Consider the following 23,415-nt stretch of genomic DNA (forward strand, 5'->3'; position numbering starts at 1 on the left):
TGACAGATGTTACATTTACAGGTGTTCAATTATTTAACCGTTTACATGTCTTCCTAAATTTATTTGAAAAGAGAGAAGGGACGTATGTATGGATGTCTTAAGCCTGGCGAGATTTCAGTACGCGGCAACGACCATCTTTCATTTCTTTTTCGTACCGCTGTCCATCGGGCTTGTACTGATTGTCTCAATCATGGAGACGATGTATGTCGCCAAGAAAAATCCGGTTTATAAGAAAATGGCTCAGTTCTGGGGAAACTGCTTCTGATCAACTTCGCAATAGGTGTTGTAACGGGGATTCTTCAGGAATTTCAGTTCGGCATGAACTGGTCGGAATACTCCCGGTTCATGGGTGATGTATTCGGTGCGCCGCTGGCTATTGAGGCGCTGCTTGCCTTCTTCATAGAGTCAACATTTATTGGCATCTGGCTTTTCGGCTGGGACCGTCTTTCAAAGGGCGCACATCTGGCGTGTATCTGGCTTGTGACGGCAGGTACCATTCTTTCAGCACTGTGGATTCTCACAGCAAACTCTTTTATGCAGCATCCCGTCGGATTCACCATTAATAATGGGCGGGCGGAGATGAACGATTTCTTCGCATTGCTGGCCAATCCTCAATTTTTGGTAGAATTTCCGCATACTGTATTCGGATCGTTTGCGACGGGTGCTTTTGTTGTCGCGGGAATCAGCGCGATTGTCCTGCTCAGGAAAAAGCATATTGATTTCTATAAGAAATCATTCAAAATCGCTATTGTCGTCGGTCTGATTTCGAGTCTTGCGCTCACCCTGTTCGGTCATTTTCAGGCGCAGTACCTCGTACAGACACAGCCTATGAAGATGGCTGCGAGTGAAGCACTCTGGAAGGACAGCGGAGATCCGGGAGCGTGGACCGTAACGGCTTCAATTGATCCAAAGAATCATGAGAATTCAGCTGAAATAAAAATTCCTTATCTGCTCAGCTATCTGTCCTATGGTAAATTCAGTGGAAGTGTAAAAGGGATGGAAAGCCTGCAAAAACAGTATGTTGAAAAATACGGCGAGGGCAACTATATTCCTCCTGTGCGGACGACCTTCTGGAGCTTCCGCATTATGACCATAATGGGCGGCATTCTGTGCCTCCTGGCTATTATCGGCGCCATTCTTGCCTGGAGAAACAAACTGGTTAAGAGCAGATTCTTCCTGCACTGCATGGTCGCCTCGATTGCTGTTCCGTTTATCGGCGGGACGATGGGCTGGATCATGACAGAAATTGGACGCCAGCCATGGACGGTATTTGGTTTCATGCAGACGGCAGCGAGCGTATCGCCAAATGTTTCAGCCGGTGCCCTGCTTTTTTCGATCATTGCGTTTATGAGTATGTATACCATTTTGGCTGTTGTTATGATTTACCTGTTTGCTCGTGTCATTAAACAGGGACCATCACTGGATAATAAAGAAACGGTTCAGTCGAATGATCCATTTGACGGGGAGGGATATCACGTTGTCACTCAATGAGCTGTGGTTTATACTGATTGCTGTTCTGTTCGTCGGTTTTTTCTTTCTGGAAGGTTACGATTTTGGTGTGGGCATGGCGACGCGGTTTGTTGCCAGAGATCAGCTGGAAAGACGCATTATGGTCAATACGATCGGACCGTTCTGGGATGCTAATGAGGTGTGGCTGATTACGGCCGGCGGGGCGATGTTCGCCGCTTTTCCCAACTGGTATGCCACATTATTCAGCGGGTTCTATATTCCGCTCGTGGTCATGCTGCTGCTTCTGATCGCCCGGGGTACGGCATTCGAATTTCGCGCCAAGGTCGCGCATCCAAAGTGGACCGGGACGTGGGACTGGGCCATTTTTATTCCCAGCCTGCTCGTGCCCTTCCTCTGGGGCGTTGTCTTCTCAGCACTCGTTTATGGCCTGCCTATTGACAGTAAGATGAATATGCATGGTGTGTTTACAAGCTTCGTCAATCCGTACACCGTGCTCGGCGGGGTCCTGATTACGCTCCTTTGCCTTTATCATGGCCTGGTCTACCTGTGCCTGCGTACGGATGAAGACATTCAGGCACGGGCACGGAGCCTCGCCAAAAGGCTTTTCTGGGTGCTTGCCGCAGCTGCTGTTGCCTTTATCGTCGTTTCATTCTTTGTGACTGACATTTTTGAACTCAGAGGCGCCTTGCTGTACCCGATTTATGCGGTCGATGTCCTGGCGCTCATCCTGTCCGCCGTCTTTCTGTCGAAAAAGCGTGACGGCTGGGCATTCGGCATGAACGCCGGTGTGATCCTTCTGACCGTCGGATCTCTCTTCATCGGACTTTTCCCGAGAGTCATGATCAGTAACATCAATCCGGCTAATAATCTGACCATTTACAATGCAGCTTCCGGTTCATATTCTCTGACGGTTATGACGATTGTCGCACTGACGCTTCTGCCATTCGTTATCGGCTATTCGATCTGGAGTTATTATGTATTCAGAAAGAGAGTTACGAAGAAGGAAACCTTACAATATTAAATCAGAATCAGATAGAAAGGACGTGAACGCTTGGCCATCCTGACATCCAGCACGGGTTTTTGCCAAGCATGTCTATGGATCGCGATATATTAACTTATCCTGGTGCCAGGCGTCTCTTTGTCTCAGCAGCTTTTCTGACTTTAATCGAAGGGCTGTGTATTATCGGCCAGGCTGGGCTGTTAGCCGGTCTTGTGTCCGATCTTTTTACAGGACGATCGATTTCTTCAATGGGCAATCAGATCGTTCTTTTTTTTATTGTTCTGGCGATCAGGCATCTGTGTGTCTTAACGATTAAATCTCTTTCTTTTCGCTTTGCTGAGCGCACCAGTAAGTCGATGCGGAAAAGGTTCCTGAACAGATTATTTTTCACAGGATCGGAACAGATCAGAACAGGCGGATCCGGGACACTTGTCACGCTGACCCTTGAAGGCGTGGCGCAGGTGCGTCATTACCTGGAGCTGTTTATTCCAAAAATCGTTGCGAACGGGATCCTGCCGCTGATGATTCTGGTCTATGTCCTGACAAAAGACTGGCTGTCCGCTTTAATCCTTTTTCTGACCATGCCTGTTCTGATTATCTTTATGATCCTGCTCGGACTCGCCGCGCAGAAAAAGATGGATGACAGGTGGGCTTCTTACCGCGTGCTCTCCAACCACTTCCTGGATTCGCTTCGCGGACTGCCGACCCTGCGCTATCTGGGACTTGGAAAAATTCATGCCAAAACCATTGAGAGAGTCAGTGATAAATACAGAAAGATGACGATGGGGACGCTGAAACTTGCTTTTCTTTCCTCATTTGCACTTGATTTCTTTACCATGTTGTCTATAGCTTTTGTCGCTGTTGCTCTGGGTCTCCGGCTGATTGACGGGCATATATTACTCGAGCCGGCGCTCACTGTACTGATTCTGGCCCCTGAATATTTTACGCCTGTCCGTGAACTCGGGCAGGACTACCACGCGACTCTGGACGGGAAGGAAGCTGCTGAAAAAATCAATCATATCGCCCCTCAGCAAGAAAAAGAAGAGACGACAGGGGAAGAGGCCAGTGCCGACCGGTGGCAATGGTCAGATCACGCGATTCTGAAACTGAATGAGGTCTCGGCGGTTTATCAGGACAGCAACGGGAAAAAGGCACTGAATGATATCTCTTTTTCCGCACGGGGTGATGAAACCATCGGGATCATTGGATCCAGCGGGGCGGGGAAGTCGACTTTAATTGATGTCATCGGTGGTTTTCTGGCCACGGCATCCGGTCATATTGAAGTCAATGGCGTACCCGGATCATTTGCTTCAGGAGCCTGGAGAAAACAGGTGACCTATATTCCCCAGCATCCCTATATTTTCAGCGCCTCCCTTGGCGAAAATGTCGCCTTTTATCAGCCGGATGCATCCGGAAACCAGATCCGGGAGGCTGTTCGCGCCGCCGGACTGGATCAGCTGGTGGAGGAATTTCCGGGCGGGCTTGATGAGAAAATTGGCGCAGGCGGAAGGCCATTAAGCGGTGGCCAGGAACAGCGAGTCGCTCTGGCACGGGCTTTTCTATGTAACCGGCCGGTTCTGCTGCTTGATGAACCTACCGCGCATCTCGACATTGAAACAGAGTATGAACTGAAACAGACGATGATCCGTTTGTTCAAGGGGAAACTTGTATTAATGGCAACACACAGACTGCACTGGATGGATCAGATGGACCGTATTCTGGTCATTGACAGGGGCCGGATTGTTGAATCCGGGCCGCAGGATGAACTGATCCGCAAAAATGGTGTGTACACCCGTCTGGTACGGTCACAATTGGAGGGACAATCATGAAAGAATGGTTTGTACCTTATGCACAGAAACATTGGAGAGGGCTCGTTCTTTCAGCCGTTCTGATGTTCTTCGCACTCTTTTGTGCAGCCGGACTGCTCTTTACATCCGGGTACCTGATTTCAAAAGCGGCCCTTCAGCCGGAAAACATCCTGATGATTTATGTTCCGATTGTGGGTGTCCGTGCTTTCGGGATTTTCCGTGCGGTCTTCCAGTATGCCGGGCGCCTGACCAGTCACAGTACCATCCTGCGCATTCTTTCAGAAATGCGTATCAGACTGTATCACTGTCTTGAACCTGCGGCCCTGTTTATCCGGTCGAGGTTTCGTACCGGAGATCTGTTAGGTGTGCTTTCTGATGATATTGAGCATCTTCAGGATATTTTTCTCAGAACCGCACTGCCAGGGGGAACGGCCCTTCTGATTTATGCGCTGTGGATTGGCTTTCTCGGCTGGTTTGACCCGGTCTTTGCGATTCTTCTGGGCTTATATTTTCTGATTTTACTGGTCGTTTTTCCCCTGGTCTCACTGATGTGGGCCGGGAAGGCACATAAACGCTTATCAGGAATCAGGCACGGGCTGTATGACAAACTGACTGATGCCGTTCTCGGCGCGGGTGACTGGATGATGTCCGGCCGTCAGAAGGATTTTATCAGCAGTTATGAGGGACTGGAAAATCAGTCCATGCTCGTCACGAGACGCCTGAACCAGATCAAGATCTGGCGTGACTTTGTCTGTCAGCTGCTGATCGGACTGGCCGTTATTTTTCTCTTGATATGGTCCGGACATATGGCGTCTGGCGGGCATATGCAGTCCACACTGATCGCTGCATTTGTCCTGGTGACGTTTACCATATCAGAATCATTTGTCCCGGTTTCAGAGGCAGTTGAACGTCTGCCGCAATACAGGGAGGCTTTTACAAGACTCTCTAAAGTAGATAAAAGGGATCCGGAACTCCCCTCCGTTGCGGACAGTCAGCCTGTCTGGCCGGATATGCGGGAAATAATCATTGAGGCGAACCATGTCTTTTATCGGTATAAGAAAAAGGACGAATGGGCACTGCAGGATCTCTCCTTTCGTATCGGGCAGGGTGAGCGCGTCGCATTAATCGGGAGAAGCGGGGCAGGAAAGACGACCTTGATTCATACCATTTACGGAGCGCTCAGACCGCCCAGAGGATCTCTGACGCTCAATGGGGTACCTGCATACCGGTTTGGCGACAACATGTCGGAGTATATTGCTGTACTGGATCAGAACCCGCATCTTTTTGATACGTCAGTCCGGAATAACCTTGCTCTGGGTAATGAGCAGGCTACTGAAGAAGAACTCGTACAGGCAGCCAAGGCAGTCGGGCTGCATGAGCTTATTGAGCAGTTACCGAAAGGGTACCGGACGCAGATGCACGAAGCCGGATCGATTTTTTCCGGCGGAGAACAGGAGCGCCTGGCCCTGGCAAGAATTCTGCTGAAACAGACGCCAGTCGTCATTCTTGATGAACCGACTGTGGGGCTTGATCCGATCACGGAGAAAAAGCTGCTGCAGACGATATTCTCAACTTTGAAAGGGAAAACGCTGATCTGGATTACCCATCATCTGACAGGGGCTGAAAAAATGGATCAGATCTTCTTCATGGAAAACGGGCGATTCTGTATGAAAGGGGATCACCGTCATTTAATGAGGACGTATCCAAGATACCGCCGGCTCTATCAGCTGGATGTTCCGGATCATTTAAAACACATGCTTGATGCGCCATTTAATGAGGACATATGAAAAATGCCCGGCTGGTTTCAGCCGGACATTTTTTTTCAGGCGATCAACAAACGAAAGCCGCGCCTACAATGATTAACAGGATGAACAGAACCACAATCAGCGCGAAGCTGTTACCGCAGGATACCCCGCCTACCGGGTATTGAGGTTTGCAGCCACAGCTGTCCCCATAGCCGCCGTAAGCCTGGTTGGACGGATAGCCGCCAAAACCAAAGTTGCCCATTCAAGTCACTCCTTTACCAAGTGATATGATATTCTATGATGTCCCCGGGTATTTGGCGATGAAAAATAACATCTCCGGGAAGAGATGTGCGGACGCCCAGATGCATCTGTGTAAAGGAAAGACATCGATACTGAAGAAGTACGGCACTTTTGGGGATACTTGCGACGCGCTTCGATAAGCGAGGCAGAGCTTGCTGCGATTTACCCCGGGCTCGTTCCGGGACCGTTTTAGCAGTGCCTTATTGTCTGATTATAGATGGGGCTTAACTGCCCGCAGCAGTCCAATGGGTTCAACTGATAATCAATGGGGATGCGCGCAGGCTAAAAACGAAGGCATCCTGTGCGCCTGAAAAGCCCTCACAGAAGCGCACATGCTTTCCGCGGAAGCAATCGACTGATCTTGTCGGACATGCCATTGGCGGTGTCTACCCGTTCGCGGTAAAACATGACGGGCCGGTTTATATGGATGATTCGCTCAAAAGGTTTAAAACCGTTTTTCCGGCAGGCGGAAGCAGTCATTCCGCTATCGAACTGACTGTGGATAAGCTTTTTCATATGGAAAGGGCAAAGCCTGGGTTGACGTCTGCAAGGACTGGCCGGAAGATAAGAAAGAAGGATGATCCCGGTCAATCGCTAACGTTGCGCAGAAAATGGGCCTGACATCGCTCAAGACCTGGTGGCTCTTGAAATGAGCAGGCGGAGAAATTCCGCTTAACTTAGGAAAAAGGATACAAGCGAGCTTCAATAGACGGAGAGATTCCGCCTGTTGACTCCGAAAACATAAAAATGGTGGATTTTACATTGCCTAATCGGAAATCCTCCGCTTATGATACGCCGAAACCCGTTCGATTCAGCATTTAAGCGGAGAATCTCCGCTTATTAAGCAGAAAATAATGATCCTGTCATCGTTTGGATCGTGCGGCTGGTGTGATTCATTCTGATCTAAGCGCCACCCATGATGGACAGACTCAACCTCGGCTTGAGGCAGGCTTGACAACCTCTGCCCATTCCCTCATTCTTATTAATGATCAAGTGTCTGGAGGATGGAAAATGGGAAAAATGGATGAACAGATCATCGTAGTCAACAGGGCACTGCTATTCACCGGAAACAAGGGCAGTGATCTGACTTTTCAGGGGACGGAGCAATCCGGTGACTCTATTTCAGAAATGGAACATAATATGGCCAGACATTACCAGGTAATGAGACGTGGCGATGCGGAAGAAAATCCTGAATATAAACAGCCGATTCCGTATGCTGTACTGCATAGAGGAAATCACTTTTTTACATATACCCGTCTTGGCGGCGGCGGAGAAAAAAGACTGCATGGCAGACTGTCTGTCGGGGTGGGCGGTCACATGAACCAGGCAGCAGGAGCAGATGATTTTCATCAGGTCCTGAACGTAAACCTGCGCCGGGAAATAGATGAAGAACTGAACATTACGGGAGTAAACCGGCTGGATCTTCGTACCATCGGTCTGATTAATGATGACGCAACAGAAGTCGGACGTGTTCATATTGGCGTCCTTATATCCATCGAGCTCCCCGATTCCGCGACGGTATCGGTTCGCGAAAAAGACAAGCTCGCGGGAGCATGGATGACTCTTGATGAACTGACAGCAAAGAAAGAGAAGATGGAAAGCTGGTCAGTGTTTGCTGTGGATGTTCTCAGCCGCTGATCTGCAGCTTCATTTGGTTAGATTTACATTTTTTATGAAACAGACTGAAATTAAGTTATACTGAAGTTAAATGACGGGGAAATTAAATTTTAGAAAGATGGTAGATGATGTCGGAAGCCTATCAAACAAAGCTAAGCATCGTTGTCCCCTGTTATAACGAAGAAGCAGTGCTTAAGGAGACAATGAGAGAATTAACGGAAATAATGGATACACTTGTCCGGGAACGAAAGATCAGCCCGGAAAGTATGATCCTGTTCGTTGATGACGGAAGTAGAGACCGCACATGGCAGATCATCGAACAGAATACCCTGACTAATCAATACGTTCAGGGATTGAAACTGAGTAGAAACTTTGGCCATCAGAGTGCGTTAATTGCCGGTCTGGAGACCGCCGGGAAGTACTCGGACTGCGTCATATCGATTGATGCTGATCTTCAGGATGATGTTCAGGCTATCTACGCCTTTATCGAGAAGTATCATGAAGGCTATGACATTGTTTATGGCGTCCGGGATAAACGGGATACGGATACGTTTTTCAAAAAAAATACAGCACTCACATTCTACAGACTGATGAACAGGATGGGTGTCCGTCTTGTTCCTAATCATGCTGACTACCGGCTGATGAGCCGGCGTGCGCTTGCGGAACTGATGAAGTATAAAGAAGAAAACCTGTTTCTCAGAGGGATTGTCCCTCTTCTGGGTTTTAAATCCACGAAGGTGTATTATGACCGCAAAGAACGATATGCCGGAGAATCTAAGTACCCATTGAAGAAAATGATCGCTTTTGCGATTGACGGTATTACCTCATTCAGTATAGCTCCGATCAAGTTTGTGATGAATCTTGGCCTGATTCTTGTCCTGATTGGCATGGGTATCGGGATCTATGCCTTTGTCGTCTGGCTGCTTGATCATACGATCAGCGGCTGGACATCGCTGATCCTGTCCATCTGGCTGGTGGGCGGGATGCAGCTGATTGCCATCGGTGTGATCGGTGAATATATCGGGAAAATATTCAAAGAAACAAAAAGACGCCCAAGATATACCATTGAATGGAATACATTAAGTCATAAACAGGAAAAACCCTTGAATCAAGGGCAGACACACAGCTATGAGTGATCACAGCAGAACAAATGTGAAAAGGGCGTCCGCTCGCCGGCTTAATTCGCAAGTGATTAAACAGGCCTTCATTTTTGGCCTGGTCGGTATCTCTAACACCGTCGTCGATTTCCTGATTTTCTTTCTGCTGACCCATTTCATTCATATTTTTTATGCAGCAGCTCAGGTCGTCTCCTACGGTTCAGGGATGTTAAACAGTTATTTTTTAAATGCAAAGGTGACTTTCTCCAGTTCCAGGAAATCCAGAACCCGGTTCATTAAATTTGTCATCTTAAATATTTCTGTGCTGTGCCTCACACTTGTTGTTATGCACAGCCTTCTGTTCCTCCCGCTGTATCTGAATAAGCTGATCAGTACGGGTGTGGGAATGGTGTTTAACTTTGTCCTGAGTAAAGTGTGGGTGTTCAGGGATTAAGCTGAACAGATGATTTAGTTCCTTTTCTATAACAATTAATGAACGAGATTCTCTTCCCTCAAAACAATGTGGTCCAACTGCCGGACAAGTTCTTTATAGTAATCTGGTTCGTAATGATTTGTAGACCTTCCGTAGGGATGGTTATATTGTCCAATAAAGCCATAGTGATTGAGATCAATGGTATGAATATGTGGCAACAAATGGAGTAAATACGATTCCATAAATTGATAGTACATATTACTCCGCTTGACTAGATCAATCTGATCAGCAAAATAACGAACCTGATGATTTTTATCGTAATAGCGGTCGGTCATTCGTGCTTTCTGTAAAATAATATGATTTTGTGGGAAATACTTAACGATTGCTTTAGCGAAGCGTTCTGCAGCCGGGCACCAATATTTTAGAAAAGTTGGTTCATCATTATGAGAGACAAAACTGGCTTTGCCATGTAAATTTTTAAGAAATTCCCGGTTTCTTAAATAAAAACTTCCTGTGATCATATGATCATCATCAAAAATAACAAGATCGCGTACAGCGTCAGGGTAGAGGTCAAACAGAAAATAATCAGCTTTTGATTTTTCCAGTTCGTTAAAAAATGTTTTTTCAAAATCACATGCAATATATGCTTTTTCAATCGGTTTCCTTTCAGCAAAATAGGATGCCGGATAGGGAAGCGGTTTACTCATCAGGCTGGGAATGCTGGAATGGAATTGTGTATACGCAATATTATATTTAGATTTATATTCAGGATTGAAATAGGATCTGGAATTAAATGCCCCTCTCGTATAGCAGGTCCCGAGAATTGCGAGTTTTATCGGCTTCCTGCTGTCAAATTCCTTAATCATATGAGGTACTGTTTTAATCTCAAACTTTTGATTCTGACTAATATTAATTATAGCATCTAAGTTATCTGCCAACGTTCCCCGAGCATTAATGGGTTGATCAGTTTTTACGAATAATGGCATCCAAGTTTGAGCATGAGATTTTTTATCTTCGAGCTGTACCAATACTTGGAATAAATCATTTTTTTCAATTTTATAATTCTCTTTTAACTGCTTCAACGATAAAGAGATACAGATTGAATTAAATTTGTTTCTAATCATGCCGTCCATGCAGAAACCATTGAAATGAGCCGCCCAAATTTCATTTGCTATGGTGATTTTTGCCTGCAATACATTTATGTCATCGGGAACTTCAAGAAAGATGTCCAGTTGGCTGTTTTTAATTGATAACTTTTTTAGTTCCATAAAAAGAGCAATTCTTTTAATCCATAGGCCGATGCAGCCTTTTTTATTCATGTAAAATTTAGCCTGGTAAAAGTTATTCCTTTGAATTACGGTATAAGTATCATTCAGAGTTGCTTCATTGTGAAGAGGAATGTATAAAAAACTGTTATCTTTTCCACCTGTAAGTTTAAGAAACAAATCCCATACTTCTTCGTGGCGGATACAGGGATCTGTAAAGATAGACTGCTTATTAAAATGAGCTGACCACTTTTTATTCGAATGAATCAGTAATGGAAATTCAATTTCATTTAGATAATTTAGTGCATTCTTGTTTTCCCTTCTTCTTATTGCAAGGAAAGCTTGATGATATGATAAAGCATCTGCTTGTAATAATTCTCCATGAAATTCATAGGCATCTTTTTCTTTGGAAACAGACAGTAAATTTGCTCCCACTTGATTATTTTTCTTTACAGAAATAGAAAGTGTACCTCTTGAATTTTTATAAAATGTGATAAGTAAAAAGCCAATAGAAATTATCTGATTTGAAAACGAGCCAGGTAATTCAGGTATGCTAACTTCCGTTTTTTGCTGATCACTTACAAAGAAAATATCCCAGATATCCTGACTGTTAATTAATGAACATACGTCTGTCAGATCTATTTCGGCAGTAAACACATTGCGTTTTATAATGCATGGAATTTTGATATCCCGAGGGATGAACAGGTCATTTCCTTTTATTCTTTCCTCAAAAAGTAAAAATCCTTCTACAATTCTGCTATCACATTTTCCCTTCAGGATCATGCTTTTTTTCTTCCGTGTATTTTTTACTTTTAACAATTCTGTGTTCAATATAATCTACCCTCTTTGTGCTTAGATTAGATCTAGAAGCGTTGTTAATCACCTGACAACTAAAAGACAGGCTCCGAATATAATCAACAGAACGCCTGTTATTTTCCTCAGATTTATTCGTTCTTGAAGAAATAAATATGAAAACACCAGTGTCCAAATATAAGTAATAGCGGTCAGGGGATAAACAACAGTGTAAGGTAATAATTTCAGAAGCCATATATTAAGAATTGCACCCGATACATAAAACAGACCGCCAGTAAACAAGTTAACAAGGAAATAAATGGACAGTCTTAGGCCATTCAGGGTACATCGCTTGAAAAAGTAACCGCCTAATGATCCGAGAATTGTCATGGAAATCAGGAGAATTAACTCAGTCATCGTCCCCACCGCCTATGAGTGTAGCGCCTAAAATAATAACGGCAATACCAGTAATCTGTATTCCAGTTAAGGATTCTCCCAAAAATATTCCCCCAAGAAAAATAGAGAAAATATAACCAAAACTAAGTAAAGGGTGAAGAATTGATAAATCACCGAATTTGAATGCAATGATCATCAGTGCAGCACCACAGAAATAAAGGATGAAACCAGTCAGAAAATAGATATCCAAAAAATACTGAGAACATTTCCACAGCAATTGACCACAGGCTGTTACAAAAGCAGCAGATATGATAAGGGCTATTCCAAGACGATTTTTAATCATAGAATGAATGATCTTTTTAAACATCCTTTTCACCTCTTCCAGCTATCAGAGTAGCAAGAAAGAAAAAGGGAACAACAAGCAGATAATTACTAAACAGATATCGTGGATCCTGTGCAGGTATAGCCGCTGCAACCGATCCAAGATTCAGTGCAGCAGGTAAGATAGCAAGCGTCAATTTCCAATTACCTTTTATTATTATTATAAATAAAAATATAAGTATCAGATACATATAGAACGCTGGCATCATGAAAGGACGAATGATCTTATTTGTATAGATTTTCCCATAATTCTCGATAATCCAGGCTAGATGCGTATTCGCCCGATTAGAACCATATTGAGCGTAATTAAAGGGCTTATAATCCACATGTTTTTTTTCTATCACTTTTTGGGGAAGAAAGAAAACTGGCCGGAAACTATCAAATGCCTTATAACGTAATATTGGTTTCATCTGATCTTGAGGGATATGGAGCTTAAAAACAAGCTGTTCCATATCCAGCGTTGCCTGAATGGACAGCGCCGGATTTTGCCTGACAACAGCAAACCAGTTATTTATAAATGCCCCGGGATTATTCCTTATTATGGCCTTATTGAATCCACGTGAAAATTTTACAGGATCTGACTGGGATGGCTGATAGGTATTCGACCAGCGTTCCAAAGGAAAAATCTGGTTGAAATATGCCTTCTGTGCTTCATTAATATTGCCATTTTCTGAAACAATACGACCGATCTGCTGCAGCGGGATACTTAACGATTCTGTTTTGTCAGCGGGATACACTTTATAATGGCTAAAAACAGGACCGGTGACTACAAGATAAGTTACAGCAACAGCAACAAAAACGGCATACATACGCAAGAATTTTTTTCTGAAAAAAACCGGAAATATGACTAATGTAGCGAGTAAAACCGGCCAGCCGTTATGTCGGAAAAAAACCATACCCGAAAGTGTTATGTATAGAAAAAGAAGGTGTACAGGCGATTTAAGCCACCCACCTCGTGAGCGGATGATCTGGATAAGAAGGGTTGTCAGTAACAGGATCAAATAACTGAAAAGAGTGTCCTTCCAAATGATCACGGAATATAGTGCAGTCATTGGGAAAAAGGTCAAAAACAACCAGCCGGACAGAGTCACCCATCGATTGGTACCCAGACATCTGAAAGTGTAGATCACATAACCGGTAATCAGACTGGTAGCAGAAAATTGCAGGATGACAAACGCTGCAGGATTGTCCCACACTTTGGTCAGTAATGAAATGATCCAGGTCATCATAACCGGATGCCAGTCGTTAAAAAATAGCGAATGAGCCTGCTGCCATTGGTTCACAGAATCAATAACCAGAATTCCCGGGAAGAAGGCCCAAAAATAGATCATAGAGAGTCCAAAAGGCAGTAAGGTATAGATCAATATATACCACTTAGGCAGGAGATGTGGAAGCTCCTTCTGTGAATAGCGTAAAATGCTCCACAGGAGCGCTGTCAACAGGAGAAATATAAACGAAACAGCAGACAGATAAACGATAACTGTAATAAGAGGACCGTTATTCAGTAAATGTGTTTGATGCCCTCTGAGACCTAAGGTTATTATTATTGATAAGAATACCAATAAAAATTGGAAAAATATCCTTTGTTTTCTATTTAAAAATCGAAGGGTACGGTGAAACGAACCACTCAGCATACAGTAACTAAGGCAACACCCCGTGAGGATAAACAGAAAAATAATCACAGGATGAATATTGCGAATGGGGTATAAAAAGAATAAAAATCCTGGTCCAATCAATAACCCGGATATACCGCAGACTAAAATTTGCATCCATTTGTTATCTGTTAAATTAATCATTTGAATTATGACCTGCTCTCCTTGTGTTCATGTTTGAGTGAATCACTGATCCGATGCAATTCTATTTCATACTGCTTTCGAGAATTATTGACAACAGTATCCAGAATCAGGCCGCAGACAAGAGAAAGCATGGCCATGAGTATAAAACCGACGGCAAGAATTGCTGATGGGACCTTATAGATATACTGATATTTGATAAATTCGATGATCACAGGGATTCCGGTAAGCAGTCCAAGAATCACCATAACTGCCGCGCAAAGTGAAAAAAATTCCAGAGGTTTGTAATCTTTAAATAGCTTGAAGATCGTTCTGATCACTCTCAGGCCATCACTGAACGTATTTAATTTTGATTCACTTCCGGATGGTCGATCACGATAATTAATCGGCAGCTCTTTTATTTTAAAGCGTTTATCCAGTGAGTGGATGCTTAATTCAGTTTCAATTTCAAATCCGGTACTTGATATGGGAAAAGATCGAACGAACAGTTTATTAAATCCACGATAACCGGTCATGATGTCATTAATATGACTTTTGTAGAGTCTGTTAATTAAATTTTTGACTATGGTGTTGCCAAAATTATGAAAGACACGTTTGTTTTCATTTTCATATGTACCATTGGAAAGACGGTCCCCGATCGTCATGTCCGCTTTTCCGTGAATCAGGGGTTCCAAAAGTTCGTGTACTGCTTCGGCAGGGTAAGTATCATCCCCATCGACCATGACATAGTAATCAGCGTCAATATCGAAAAACATCGAACGGACGACATTCCCTTTACCCTGACGTATTTCTTTAATGACGGTAACCCCTTTAGCCATTGCTATTTCGTTCGTATGATCCGTAGAATTATTATCATAAACATAAATCTCCGAATCGGGCAGCTCACGCTTGAAGTCATCAATCACTTTACCAATAGTCAATTCTTCATTATAACAAGGGATTAATACTGCTATTTTCATGCCCTTTACACTCCTGTTCAAGGTGTACTCAAAACATATCATAAATTATAACATCTTTAATAAATAGGTTTATGTAATTTTTAATAATACTTTTACACAACGTCATATGTTTATTTACAATAATAGTAACTAATCGTACAATCAATAGGGATTCAAGTTAATCGATTTTTATCTTTATTGATCTGATTTATTGCAGAATTAGAAAAAGTGAGGTCTGTTTCGAGTATGGGTATACCTAAAATTAGCGTGATTGTCCCAATATATAATGTTCAGCAATATTTGGAGGCGTGTCTGGATTCGCTGGTAAACCAGACGTTTCATGATCTTGAAGTGATTATGGTTAATGATGGTTCTTCGGATAACAGCGGAGATATCATGCATAAGTATGCAGAGCGCTATGATAATTTTTTCGCATATGATAAACCCAACGGTGGACTGGGACAGGCACGCAATTACGGCTTAAACTATGCGAAGGGTGAATTTATTGCTTTTGTTGATTCAGACGACATGGTTGATACCGAGGCTTATGAAAAAATGTATGCACTGGCGGAGCAGACTCATTCCGACATCGTTATTGGCAATGTCGTACGCTTTAATTCAGTAAGGAAGTACTCATCTGTACTTCATCAAAAAGTTTTCTTGAAAAAGAAATTAAAAGCTCACATTACCCGGGATTTTGAACTGATATATGATACCACAGCATGGAACAAGCTGTATCGGAGATCTTTTTGGGAGAAATACCAGTTGTCATTCCCTGAGCATATGCTCTATGAAGATATTCCGGTAACGATACCCGCCCATTATTTGGCTAATTCGGTTGATATGCTGGATGATGTTGTCTATTATTGGCGATCACGGGATCCCGGTGATCCTTCAATCACACAGAACAGGACAAATATAAAAAATCTGACAGATCGACTGAAAGCTCTTTCTATGGTCAATCAATTTTTTGAACACCATTCTATCGACGATGAATTAAGGGCTGCCATTGATTATAAAAATTTAAATACAGATTTACTTGTATATCTGAATAAGCTGACCGAAGCTGATGAAGATTATATTGATTTCTATATAAAGCAGGTATCGGATTATTTGAAGCATATAGCTGATGAAGCCATTCTCAAGCTATGGCCAATTGACAGGATGAAATACTACTTTGTAAAAAATCAGGATAAGCAAAAAGTATTGCGGCTCCTGGATTATCAGAAAAGTGGAGATGTGGCGAGACAGAAGATTATTCGTCACAGGAACCACTATGTTGTGAATTACCTTTATCACGATCTGGTTCCTCAATCCTATCTGGTCATTGACAACAATCTGCAAATCAAGCGGAAAACAAGAAAAGTGACTTTACACGACAATGAACTGAAAATCGAAGGGTGGGCATATATTAATAAAATTAATATGCTGCATAAATCAAGTGTTACTATGCATTTTTCTCTGATTAACCGGGAAACCGGAGAAAAAATTCCCCTCAGACAGTCTCAGCTGAAGAAAAACCGATCAAACACAATTAAATACGGCGTCTGGGCACGAAATAAATATTTACCTTTTAGGTTTATCTATAACTATAACTGGTCAGGTTTTGCTTTAACTGTACCATTGGACAAGCCGCCATTTAATCAGCTTTCGTATGGGCAATACATTATTGAAGGGACGCTGAAGGCGGGAGGACTCGTGCGCTCCTTTATCCTTGGCTCTCCTGTTTCGGGAAGAAAAGCACGTCCTGATGCCCTGATAGACTCTGCTCAGAATCAAGCCTTTCATGTAGAGTATGGTAGTAACTGGGATCTGCATCTAATCAAAGAGAAGACAAATCATATGGTTGACAAAATCAGCAGAGACGGATCTGTAATCCGATTAACAGGAACAGCATCAAATTTGGATCAACTGGACCAATATGAAGGTATTTTATTGAAAAACATAAAAAACGGTGCATTTTTCCACTTTCCCGGATATAAAAAACAATTGCAGTTTTTCTGTGATATCCCGACAGATATTTATCAAGATGACTCTATGTTTGGAGATTGGGATGTCTACATTCTGTCAGGTAATGAAAAGAAACCGATATTCAGGAGGGTGAGCAGCAAAGAAAAAATGGATATCGGCTTTGCTGAGATTTCAGTTAACTCAAACAGAAAAGGATACCTCAAATTTCGGGTTCGTCGTTATGGAGGAGAATTGATTAAATTTAATTTATCCAGAGAAATATTAAGTATTGCAGTTGCAGCTCCTTTTTCATGGAATAACAATGATAAACCAATAAACAATATGCACCTGTTGCTTCGTGCGGATGACAATAATGAGATGATCAGAATACCAATGCAGGGTACGGGTCAACTGGATAGATATGGACGTGAGATCCTGAAAGGGGGTCTGAATCTTAACCGACAGCTGAATACGAATATTCTGAGACATACCGCTTTCTATATGTATTTGAGTAAAGGATCAGAAAACGATGACGATTTGAACGTTATTTATTCTGATAATCTTGATCAAAGAAATGTTGAATACGACCATAAGATTTATCATTTCAGGCAGAAAAAAGAATCTCTGGCATTAAACATTTATGCAAAATGGGGATGGATTGATCGCGGCAAAGTCCGTCGGGCTGTTCTAAGAAAATTATTCTATCCAGTTGTCCGACTCCTGCCCATGAAGAAAAAAATGATTATCTTTGAAAGTTACTGGGGTAAAAATTATGAATGTAATCCCAGAGCGTTGTATGAATATATTGATAAGAATTATCCAAAGTACAAAACAGTCTGGAGTTTGCGTGATCCATTAACACATATTGAGGGATCCGCAGAAAAAATAAGAATGCACTCACTGAAATATTACTACTACATGGCGACAGCAAAGTATTTTGTAAATAATGTAAACTTTCCTGATTTTTACCGGAAACGGAAAGATGCAGTAGAACTTCAGACGATGCATGGGACCCCTCTGAAAACTCTTGGGCTCGATGTACCGGGGGAAATCAAGCCTGGGAAAAACAAAGAAAAATATCTTGAAAAAAACAGACGTTGGGATTACCTGTGTGTCCCAAGTGATTATGTTGAAAACATTGCAAAACGTGCATTCGATCACAGGGCAGAGGTCATCAGGACGGGCTATCCCAGAAATGATAAACTGTTTTTTGATAATCGATCGGATAAAATTGCACAAATTAAGAAGCGATTAGGCATTCCGGAAAACAAGAAAATCATTTTTTACGCGCCTACCTGGCGGGTAAAAAACTACTTCAGAATTGAAATCGACCTCCCAAGATTAAAGGAGCTGTTTGGTGATAACTATGTATTTCTGATAAAGCTTCATCATTATGTAGCAAAATCAGTGCACATTGACGAGGAAGCGTTAGAGGGATTTGTTTACAATGAATCTTCATATGATGATATCCGAGATCTTTATTTGATTGCAGATATCCTGATTACAGACTATTCATCGGTTATGTTTGATTTCGCCATTCTGAACCGACCTATTCTGCTATATACTTATGATCTGGAGAATTACAGAGACAACCTGCGGGGTATGTATTTTGATATCATTAAAGAGGCTCCCGGACCAATCTGTCTTACTAATGAAGATCTTATTCGTGAATTGCAGAATATTGATCGGTTTCGCGAAAATTACGGAAAAAAACTCGACACATTCAGAAAGAAATTCAACACTTATGATCACGGTCAGGCAAGTGAACAATGCTTTCGAAAGATGTTTCAGAAGTAAACAATGGTAAATTCTGTTCTGTGCATTGAGTTAAACCCTTTCCAGAATTATAATTGTGTAAACAGGACAGCACTTTATAGATATGACCAAATTGTATGTTACCAACTGCTCAAGTAACGGGGAGAGATATACATGAAAAAAATTCTGACATACGGCACATTCGACCTTCTTCATTATGGTCATATTAACTTGTTAAAGCGTGCGAAAGAATTAGGCGATTATTTAATTGTCGGCTTATCAACCGATGAGTTCAATGCGCAGAAGCATAAGGAAGCCTATCATAGTTTTGAACATCGGAAACTGATTCTGGAGGCTATCCGTTATGTGGATCTTGTCATACCGGAATCAAATTGGGGACAAAAAGTTGATGATGTAAAAAAATATGATGTCGATATTTTTGTCATGGGTGACGACTGGAAAGGTAAATTTGATTTTCTGAAGGATTATTGTCAGGTGGTTTATCTGCCGAGGACTGTCGGCATTTCAACGACTAAAATTAAACAGGATCTTTACTCAATGAAAAAATGATCAGAGAAGCAGCCGTTTTTCTATATCTTCTTTACTTTAGAATCATCTTTTTTGTTTTCAAAATCTGTTGCCGAAGGAAAAATAAGATTGTCTTTGTTGTTTCCTTCAGCGATAACCCAAAATGTGTTGCCCGGGAAATTATGCGACAAGGCATTCGGGCACAGCTGATCTTTCTTTGCAGGGGAAAGTGTATCGATGATTTTAAAGGTCAAAAGGTTCTGCCATTTGAAACGGACAATCCTGTGACCATCCTCTTATCGGCGTATCATTTAGCCACGGCATCTGTAGTTTTTGTCGATAATTATTATGGGTTTCTTTCGGTTGTTCATTTTAAAAAGGGGGTTCGTTGCCTCCAACTATGGCATGCTGCAGGAGCCATGAAGACATTTGGACTTGAGGATCACACCGTGTCGTTCAGATCGAAACAGGCAAAACGACGTTTTTTACGTGTTTACAGTCATTTTGACCAAATTGTTGTCGGATCCGATCGTATGGCTGAGATTTTCAGCAGGTCATTTCATCTGGATGATAAACATATGCTCAGGTCAGGTGTACCGAGGACAGACCGGTTTTATGATCGCAATTATATCAGGGATTCCGTTAACTCTATAACATCCAGATACGGTAAAAAAAAGAAGATCCTGTATGCGCCGACATTTCGCGAGGGCCAGGGAGAACCCTTTCAGCTGTCTCTTGACTTAGATCTGATGGAGCGAGAATTAGGAAAAGAGTATCTCTTATTTTTACGATTGCATCCTTTGGATCATTTGAGATACGCCAGGGAACGATCCGGCTGGAGCGATGATTTTGTGATTGACTGTACGGACTGGCCGGATCTTAATCCGTTGCTGTGCTCCTGTGATCTGTTAATAACCGACTATTCATCTATTCCGTTTGAGTACGCGCTGCTCCACAAACCCATGATTTTCTATATTTATGATTTAAATCAGTACCAGAAAGAAAGAGGTTTGCAGAAGCATTACCTTGAAGGTTTACCGGGACCTGCAGCTCGAAGTACAGAAGAGGTCGTAAGCCTGATTCAAAGGGGAGCGTATGATCTGAATAAAATAGAGGCATTTGCTGAAGAATGGAACACTTACTCCAGAGGTCATTCAAGCCGGAATGTGGTTGATTTTATGAGATCTGCAGCTCCCTGGCTGCAATCAAGTACCGTATCGAAGCCAGAGCGTGACAGAGGCTGATCGTGATTTCAGTTATTATCAGGATGTGAATAATCTGTATGTCCTTACCAAAAATCAGTGTGATTGTGCCCATTTATAATGTACAAAGATATTTAAAAGCCTGTTTAAATGCTCTTGCGAAACAATCGTATAACAACATTGAAGTGATTATGGTCAATGACGGATCGACTGATAATAGCGGAAAGATCATGCATCACTACGCTAAGCGCTATACTCATTTTTTCGCTCATGATAAACGAAATGGCGGACTGGGGCAGGCCAGAAATTATGGCCTGCAATTTGTAAGTGGAAAATATATTGCTTTTGTCGATTCTGATGACCTTGTTACACCGCATGCTTACGAAAAAATGGTCTCAACAATCGAAAAGACGCAGTCTGATATGGTCATCGGTCATGTGACCCGCTTTAATTCATACAAAAAATTCCCTTCCGGCCTGCACCAGTTAGTGTTTAAGAAAAAGAGTCTTAAAGACCATATTACGCGCAATCATGATCTGGTCTATGATACGACGGCATGGAATAAGCTGTACCGCAGGTCGTTCTGGGAAGCCAATCATTTTTCTTTTCCTGAGGGTATGCTTTACGAGGATATCCCGGTTACATTTCCCGCCCATTACCTTGCACATTCTGTGGATGTTCTTGATGATGTGGTCTATCTGTGGCGTTACAGAAATTTCAGCAGTCCGTCCATCACTCAGGACAGAACGGACATTAAAAATCTGGAAGATCGGTTAAAAGCTATTGACAGTGTGAACCATTTTTTTGAAACCCATGATATTGATGATGACCTGCGTTCGGCAATGGATTTTAAGCTGTTAAAGATTGATTTATTACTTTATTTAAATCGCTTAGACCTATGTGGAGAAGATTTCGTCAATCTGTTTTTTGAAAAAGTGAATCAATACCTGAATGTTATCCCTGAAAGGGTCTTACTCCAGCTTCCGCCTGTCGACAGGATCAAATACTATTATGTTAAAAAGCGGGATAAACAGAGGTTATTTGAAGTCTTAAGCTACGCGAAAAGCGGAGCATTCAGAAGGCAAAAACCTATAAAGCGTAAGGGACATTATTACTTCAGCAGTCCTTTAAGTAATCCATTGCCTGATCACTATCTGATCATGGATCAACAGATGACTGCTGTGCGCACGCTGAAAAGGATCCGCTGGAAGAAACATACACTGTCCATCAGTGGCGGTGCTTATATTAAAAGTGTTGATCTGACTGATCGGTCGGATGTCGCTATGATATTTTCACTGGTGAACGATGCTACAGAGGAGAAATATCCGATTGATAAGACCAGGTTAACGAAAACATGGAGAAATACACTCTCTGCGGCTATTGGAGGAAGGCTCAGTCACCCGCATATTGATTTTGTTTACAACTACAATTGGTCAGGATATACACTGAATATTTCATTCGATCAGCTTCCTTTTTCGACACTACCCGAGGGAATATATTATTTACGCGGAACAATTAACGCAGAAGATTTGAGCAGGTCTTTCAGGGCAGGACGACTAAAATGGAGAAATCGGACACTTATGGCAAGAGATGTTGGACAGAGAATGGTTCAGATCCATTTCAGCGGGAATGGAGATATGTACTTCAGAGTGTATCATGGTCAGAGGGTGCAGCCTGATGCGTAAACACATGTTTCGTGCGATAAAGGGTATTGTTCAAAAGCTCTATACTGTTGGCTTTGCCGTGCTGGGCAAACTTCCCGTAAAGCGCAGACTGATCGTGTTTGAAAGCTTCTTTGGCAGGCAGTACAGTTGTAACCCCAGAGCAATATATGAGTATATGCATGTGCACTGCCCGGACTGTCAACTGATATGGAGCGCGGCACGTGGCTGTGAGCAGATCTTTGAAAAGCATGATATTCCCTATGTCAGGCGCTATTCATTACGCTGGCTGCTCTTCATGACCCAGGCCGGCTACTGGGTCACTAATATTCGCTATCCCGACTGGTTCAGGAAACCGGCACACACCATTTTCCTGCAAACCTGGCATGGGACGCCTTTAAAACGTCTGGCTCTTGATATAGAGGAGTGGCATGAACCGGGTGTTGCTGCTGATCTATATAAGAAGCAGTTTAAAAAAGATTCTGCTATGTGGGATTACCTGATTTCTCCCAATCATTATTCTTCGAAAATTTTCCGCCGCGCTTTTGGTTTTAAAGGAACCCTGGTTGAATCCGGATATCCGCGTAACGATATTCTGTATCAGGCAAATCGCCCGGCAGAGATCGAACAGCTGAAAAAGGAATGCGGGCTCCCACGTGACAGGAAGGTCATACTCTACGCACCCACGTGGCGGGACGATCAGTTTTATGATAAGGGGAAATACAAATTCAGGCTGGCTCTGGATCTGGACAAGATGCAGGAAGCATTGGGTAAAGACTACATCATTTTGCTGCGCCTGCATTATCTGGTCGCTGATCATCTTGATTTATCCGATTATCATGGGTTTGTTTATGACTTTTCGAAATTTGAAGATATACGCGGGCTCTATCTGCTGTCTGATCTTCTGATTACGGATTACTCGTCGGTTTTCTTTGATTATGCCAATCTTCACCGGCCCATGATCTTTTTCGCTTACGATCTTGATCAGTACAGGGATCATTTACGGGGTTTTTACTTCGATTATGAAAAAAAAGCGCCCGGACCAATTGTACAGACAACGGATGGTGTTCTCCAGGCTATTCACACTTATGAAAGAACAGAATACCGCCCATGGCCGAACTTTGAAGCTTTCTATCGTCAATTCTGTGCGCTTGAGAATGGAAGTTCATCGCAGCAGGTGGTCAGACGTGTCTTTAAAAAGGTATGACAAGGTTTTCACTTCTCCTTGAAAAAGTGTAAAATTATGACTTATTCTGTCCAAAAACATGGTATAATACGAATAGA

At 42.7% G+C, this 23,415-nt stretch carries 17 protein-coding genes and 2 pseudogenes; 13 read left to right on the forward strand and 6 right to left on the reverse strand.

What is annotated here, in order from left to right; genetic code table 11:
* Nucleotides 1-88: 88 nt before the first annotated feature.
* The 4 genes and pseudogenes from ABNN70_RS09155 to cydC all read left to right on the forward strand — a co-directional run bounded on the left by ABNN70_RS09155 (nt 89) and on the right by cydC (nt 6,065).
* Nucleotides 89-1,491: pseudogene (locus ABNN70_RS09155) on the forward strand (cytochrome ubiquinol oxidase subunit I).
* A complete protein-coding gene (gene cydB, locus ABNN70_RS09160) occupies nt 1,448-2,491 on the forward strand; it encodes a cytochrome d ubiquinol oxidase subunit II (protein ID WP_353947621.1) in 1,044 nt (347 codons plus the stop codon). Before ABNN70_RS09155 ends, cydB begins: the two are co-directional and overlap by 44 nt.
* A 74-nt stretch (nt 2,492-2,565) precedes the next feature.
* On the forward strand, nt 2,566-4,299 hold the full coding sequence (cydD, locus tag ABNN70_RS09165; RefSeq protein ID WP_353949416.1) for a thiol reductant ABC exporter subunit CydD: 1,734 nt from the start codon (nt 2,566-2,568) through the stop codon (nt 4,297-4,299).
* A complete protein-coding gene (cydC, locus tag ABNN70_RS09170; RefSeq protein WP_353947622.1) occupies nt 4,296-6,065 on the forward strand; it encodes a thiol reductant ABC exporter subunit CydC in 1,770 nt (589 codons plus the stop codon). The genes cydD and cydC overlap by 4 nt, the downstream gene beginning before the upstream one ends.
* A gap of 43 nt (nt 6,066-6,108) precedes the next feature.
* Here cydC and ABNN70_RS09175 read toward each other — a convergent pair whose 3' ends face one another.
* Entirely contained in the window at nt 6,109-6,285 is a 177-nt protein-coding gene (locus tag ABNN70_RS09175) for a YjcZ family sporulation protein (protein WP_129929915.1), read from the reverse strand.
* 383 nt (nt 6,286-6,668) lie between these two features.
* Here ABNN70_RS09175 and ABNN70_RS09180 point away from each other — a divergent pair.
* The 4 genes and pseudogenes from ABNN70_RS09180 to ABNN70_RS09195 all read left to right on the forward strand — a co-directional run.
* Nucleotides 6,669-6,904: pseudogene (locus ABNN70_RS09180) on the forward strand (YbaK/EbsC family protein); the annotation flags it as partial.
* A gap of 430 nt (nt 6,905-7,334) precedes the next feature.
* Nucleotides 7,335-7,961 carry a hypothetical protein gene (locus tag ABNN70_RS09185; RefSeq protein WP_129929917.1) on the forward strand — a complete coding sequence of 209 codons (627 nt, stop codon included), beginning with the start codon at nt 7,335-7,337 and terminating at the stop codon, nt 7,959-7,961.
* A 107-nt stretch (nt 7,962-8,068) separates the two neighbouring features.
* On the forward strand, nt 8,069-9,076 hold the full coding sequence (locus ABNN70_RS09190) for a glycosyltransferase family 2 protein (protein WP_129929918.1): 1,008 nt from the start codon (nt 8,069-8,071) through the stop codon (nt 9,074-9,076).
* The gene (locus ABNN70_RS09195; protein ID WP_353947623.1) at nt 9,069-9,491 is read left to right on the forward strand and encodes a GtrA family protein; all 423 of its coding nucleotides are present in this window, start codon (nt 9,069-9,071) and stop codon (nt 9,489-9,491) included. Before ABNN70_RS09190 ends, ABNN70_RS09195 begins: the two co-directional genes overlap by 8 nt.
* A 35-nt stretch (nt 9,492-9,526) precedes the next feature.
* Here the strand turns inward: ABNN70_RS09195 and ABNN70_RS09200 are convergent, their stop codons facing one another.
* The 5 genes from ABNN70_RS09200 to ABNN70_RS09220 are packed head-to-tail and all read right to left on the reverse strand — an operon-like array spanning nt 9,527 to nt 15,056.
* The gene (locus tag ABNN70_RS09200) at nt 9,527-11,566 is read right to left on the reverse strand and encodes a DUF6270 domain-containing protein (protein WP_353947624.1); all 2,040 of its coding nucleotides are present in this window, start codon (nt 11,564-11,566) and stop codon (nt 9,527-9,529) included.
* Nucleotides 11,567-11,614: 48 nt separating this feature from the next.
* Nucleotides 11,615-11,944 carry an EamA family transporter gene (locus ABNN70_RS09205; protein ID WP_353947625.1) on the reverse strand — a complete coding sequence of 110 codons (330 nt, stop codon included), beginning with the start codon at nt 11,942-11,944 and terminating at the stop codon, nt 11,615-11,617.
* Entirely contained in the window at nt 11,937-12,290 is a 354-nt protein-coding gene (locus tag ABNN70_RS09210) for an EamA family transporter (RefSeq protein WP_353947626.1), read from the reverse strand. The genes ABNN70_RS09205 and ABNN70_RS09210 overlap by 8 nt, the downstream gene beginning before the upstream one ends.
* Nucleotides 12,283-14,100 (reverse strand): DUF6020 family protein, encoded by a 1,818-nt coding sequence (locus ABNN70_RS09215; RefSeq protein ID WP_353947627.1) that lies wholly within the window; start codon nt 14,098-14,100, stop codon nt 12,283-12,285. Before ABNN70_RS09215 ends, ABNN70_RS09210 begins: the two co-directional genes overlap by 8 nt.
* Nucleotides 14,101-14,105: 5 nt before the next feature.
* The gene (locus tag ABNN70_RS09220; RefSeq protein ID WP_353947628.1) at nt 14,106-15,056 is read right to left on the reverse strand and encodes a glycosyltransferase family 2 protein; all 951 of its coding nucleotides are present in this window, start codon (nt 15,054-15,056) and stop codon (nt 14,106-14,108) included.
* A gap of 225 nt (nt 15,057-15,281) precedes the next feature.
* On the opposite strand from ABNN70_RS09220, the gene ABNN70_RS09225 reads away from it, so the two are divergent.
* The 5 genes from ABNN70_RS09225 to ABNN70_RS09245 all read left to right on the forward strand — a co-directional run bounded on the left by ABNN70_RS09225 (nt 15,282) and on the right by ABNN70_RS09245 (nt 23,338).
* On the forward strand, nt 15,282-18,782 hold the full coding sequence (locus ABNN70_RS09225) for a CDP-glycerol glycerophosphotransferase family protein (protein WP_353947629.1): 3,501 nt from the start codon (nt 15,282-15,284) through the stop codon (nt 18,780-18,782).
* A 132-nt stretch (nt 18,783-18,914) separates the two neighbouring features.
* Nucleotides 18,915-19,310 (forward strand): glycerol-3-phosphate cytidylyltransferase, encoded by a 396-nt coding sequence (gene tagD / locus ABNN70_RS09230; protein ID WP_353947630.1) that lies wholly within the window; start codon nt 18,915-18,917, stop codon nt 19,308-19,310.
* Entirely contained in the window at nt 19,307-20,512 is a 1,206-nt protein-coding gene (locus tag ABNN70_RS09235; protein ID WP_353947631.1) for a CDP-glycerol glycerophosphotransferase family protein, read from the forward strand. The genes tagD and ABNN70_RS09235 overlap by 4 nt, the downstream gene beginning before the upstream one ends.
* Before the next feature lie 38 nt (nt 20,513-20,550).
* The gene (locus ABNN70_RS09240) at nt 20,551-22,155 is read left to right on the forward strand and encodes a glycosyltransferase (RefSeq protein ID WP_353947632.1); all 1,605 of its coding nucleotides are present in this window, start codon (nt 20,551-20,553) and stop codon (nt 22,153-22,155) included.
* A complete protein-coding gene (locus ABNN70_RS09245; protein ID WP_353947633.1) occupies nt 22,148-23,338 on the forward strand; it encodes a CDP-glycerol glycerophosphotransferase family protein in 1,191 nt (396 codons plus the stop codon). Before ABNN70_RS09240 ends, ABNN70_RS09245 begins: the two co-directional genes overlap by 8 nt.
* Nucleotides 23,339-23,415: the final 77 nt, after the last annotated feature.

Source organism: Sporolactobacillus sp. Y61 (genome assembly GCF_040529185.1).
In the GTDB taxonomy this organism is placed as follows: domain Bacteria; phylum Bacillota; class Bacilli; order Bacillales; family Sporolactobacillaceae; genus Sporolactobacillus.

Coding starts and splice junctions, on each gene's coding strand:
- cydB (WP_353947621.1), top strand. CDS start 1,448: ATGATCCATTTGACGGGGAGGGATATCACGTTGTCACTCAATGAGCTG.
- ABNN70_RS09235 (WP_353947631.1), top strand. CDS start 19,307: ATGATCAGAGAAGCAGCCGTTTTTCTATATCTTCTTTACTTTAGAATC.
- ABNN70_RS09195 (WP_353947623.1), top strand. CDS start 9,069: ATGAGTGATCACAGCAGAACAAATGTGAAAAGGGCGTCCGCTCGCCGG.
- ABNN70_RS09245 (WP_353947633.1), top strand. CDS start 22,148: ATGCGTAAACACATGTTTCGTGCGATAAAGGGTATTGTTCAAAAGCTC.
- ABNN70_RS09205 (WP_353947625.1), bottom strand. CDS start 11,944: ATGACTGAGTTAATTCTCCTGATTTCCATGACAATTCTCGGATCATTA.
- ABNN70_RS09240 (WP_353947632.1), top strand. CDS start 20,551: ATGTCCTTACCAAAAATCAGTGTGATTGTGCCCATTTATAATGTACAA.
- cydC (WP_353947622.1), top strand. CDS start 4,296: ATGAAAGAATGGTTTGTACCTTATGCACAGAAACATTGGAGAGGGCTC.
- ABNN70_RS09215 (WP_353947627.1), bottom strand. CDS start 14,100: ATGATTAATTTAACAGATAACAAATGGATGCAAATTTTAGTCTGCGGT.
- ABNN70_RS09210 (WP_353947626.1), bottom strand. CDS start 12,290: ATGTTTAAAAAGATCATTCATTCTATGATTAAAAATCGTCTTGGAATA.
- ABNN70_RS09225 (WP_353947629.1), top strand. CDS start 15,282: ATGGGTATACCTAAAATTAGCGTGATTGTCCCAATATATAATGTTCAG.
- ABNN70_RS09175 (WP_129929915.1), bottom strand. CDS start 6,285: ATGGGCAACTTTGGTTTTGGCGGCTATCCGTCCAACCAGGCTTACGGC.
- ABNN70_RS09185 (WP_129929917.1), top strand. CDS start 7,335: ATGGGAAAAATGGATGAACAGATCATCGTAGTCAACAGGGCACTGCTA.
- ABNN70_RS09220 (WP_353947628.1), bottom strand. CDS start 15,056: ATGAAAATAGCAGTATTAATCCCTTGTTATAATGAAGAATTGACTATT.
- cydD (WP_353949416.1), top strand. CDS start 2,566: ATGGATCGCGATATATTAACTTATCCTGGTGCCAGGCGTCTCTTTGTC.
- ABNN70_RS09190 (WP_129929918.1), top strand. CDS start 8,069: ATGTCGGAAGCCTATCAAACAAAGCTAAGCATCGTTGTCCCCTGTTAT.
- tagD (WP_353947630.1), top strand. CDS start 18,915: ATGAAAAAAATTCTGACATACGGCACATTCGACCTTCTTCATTATGGT.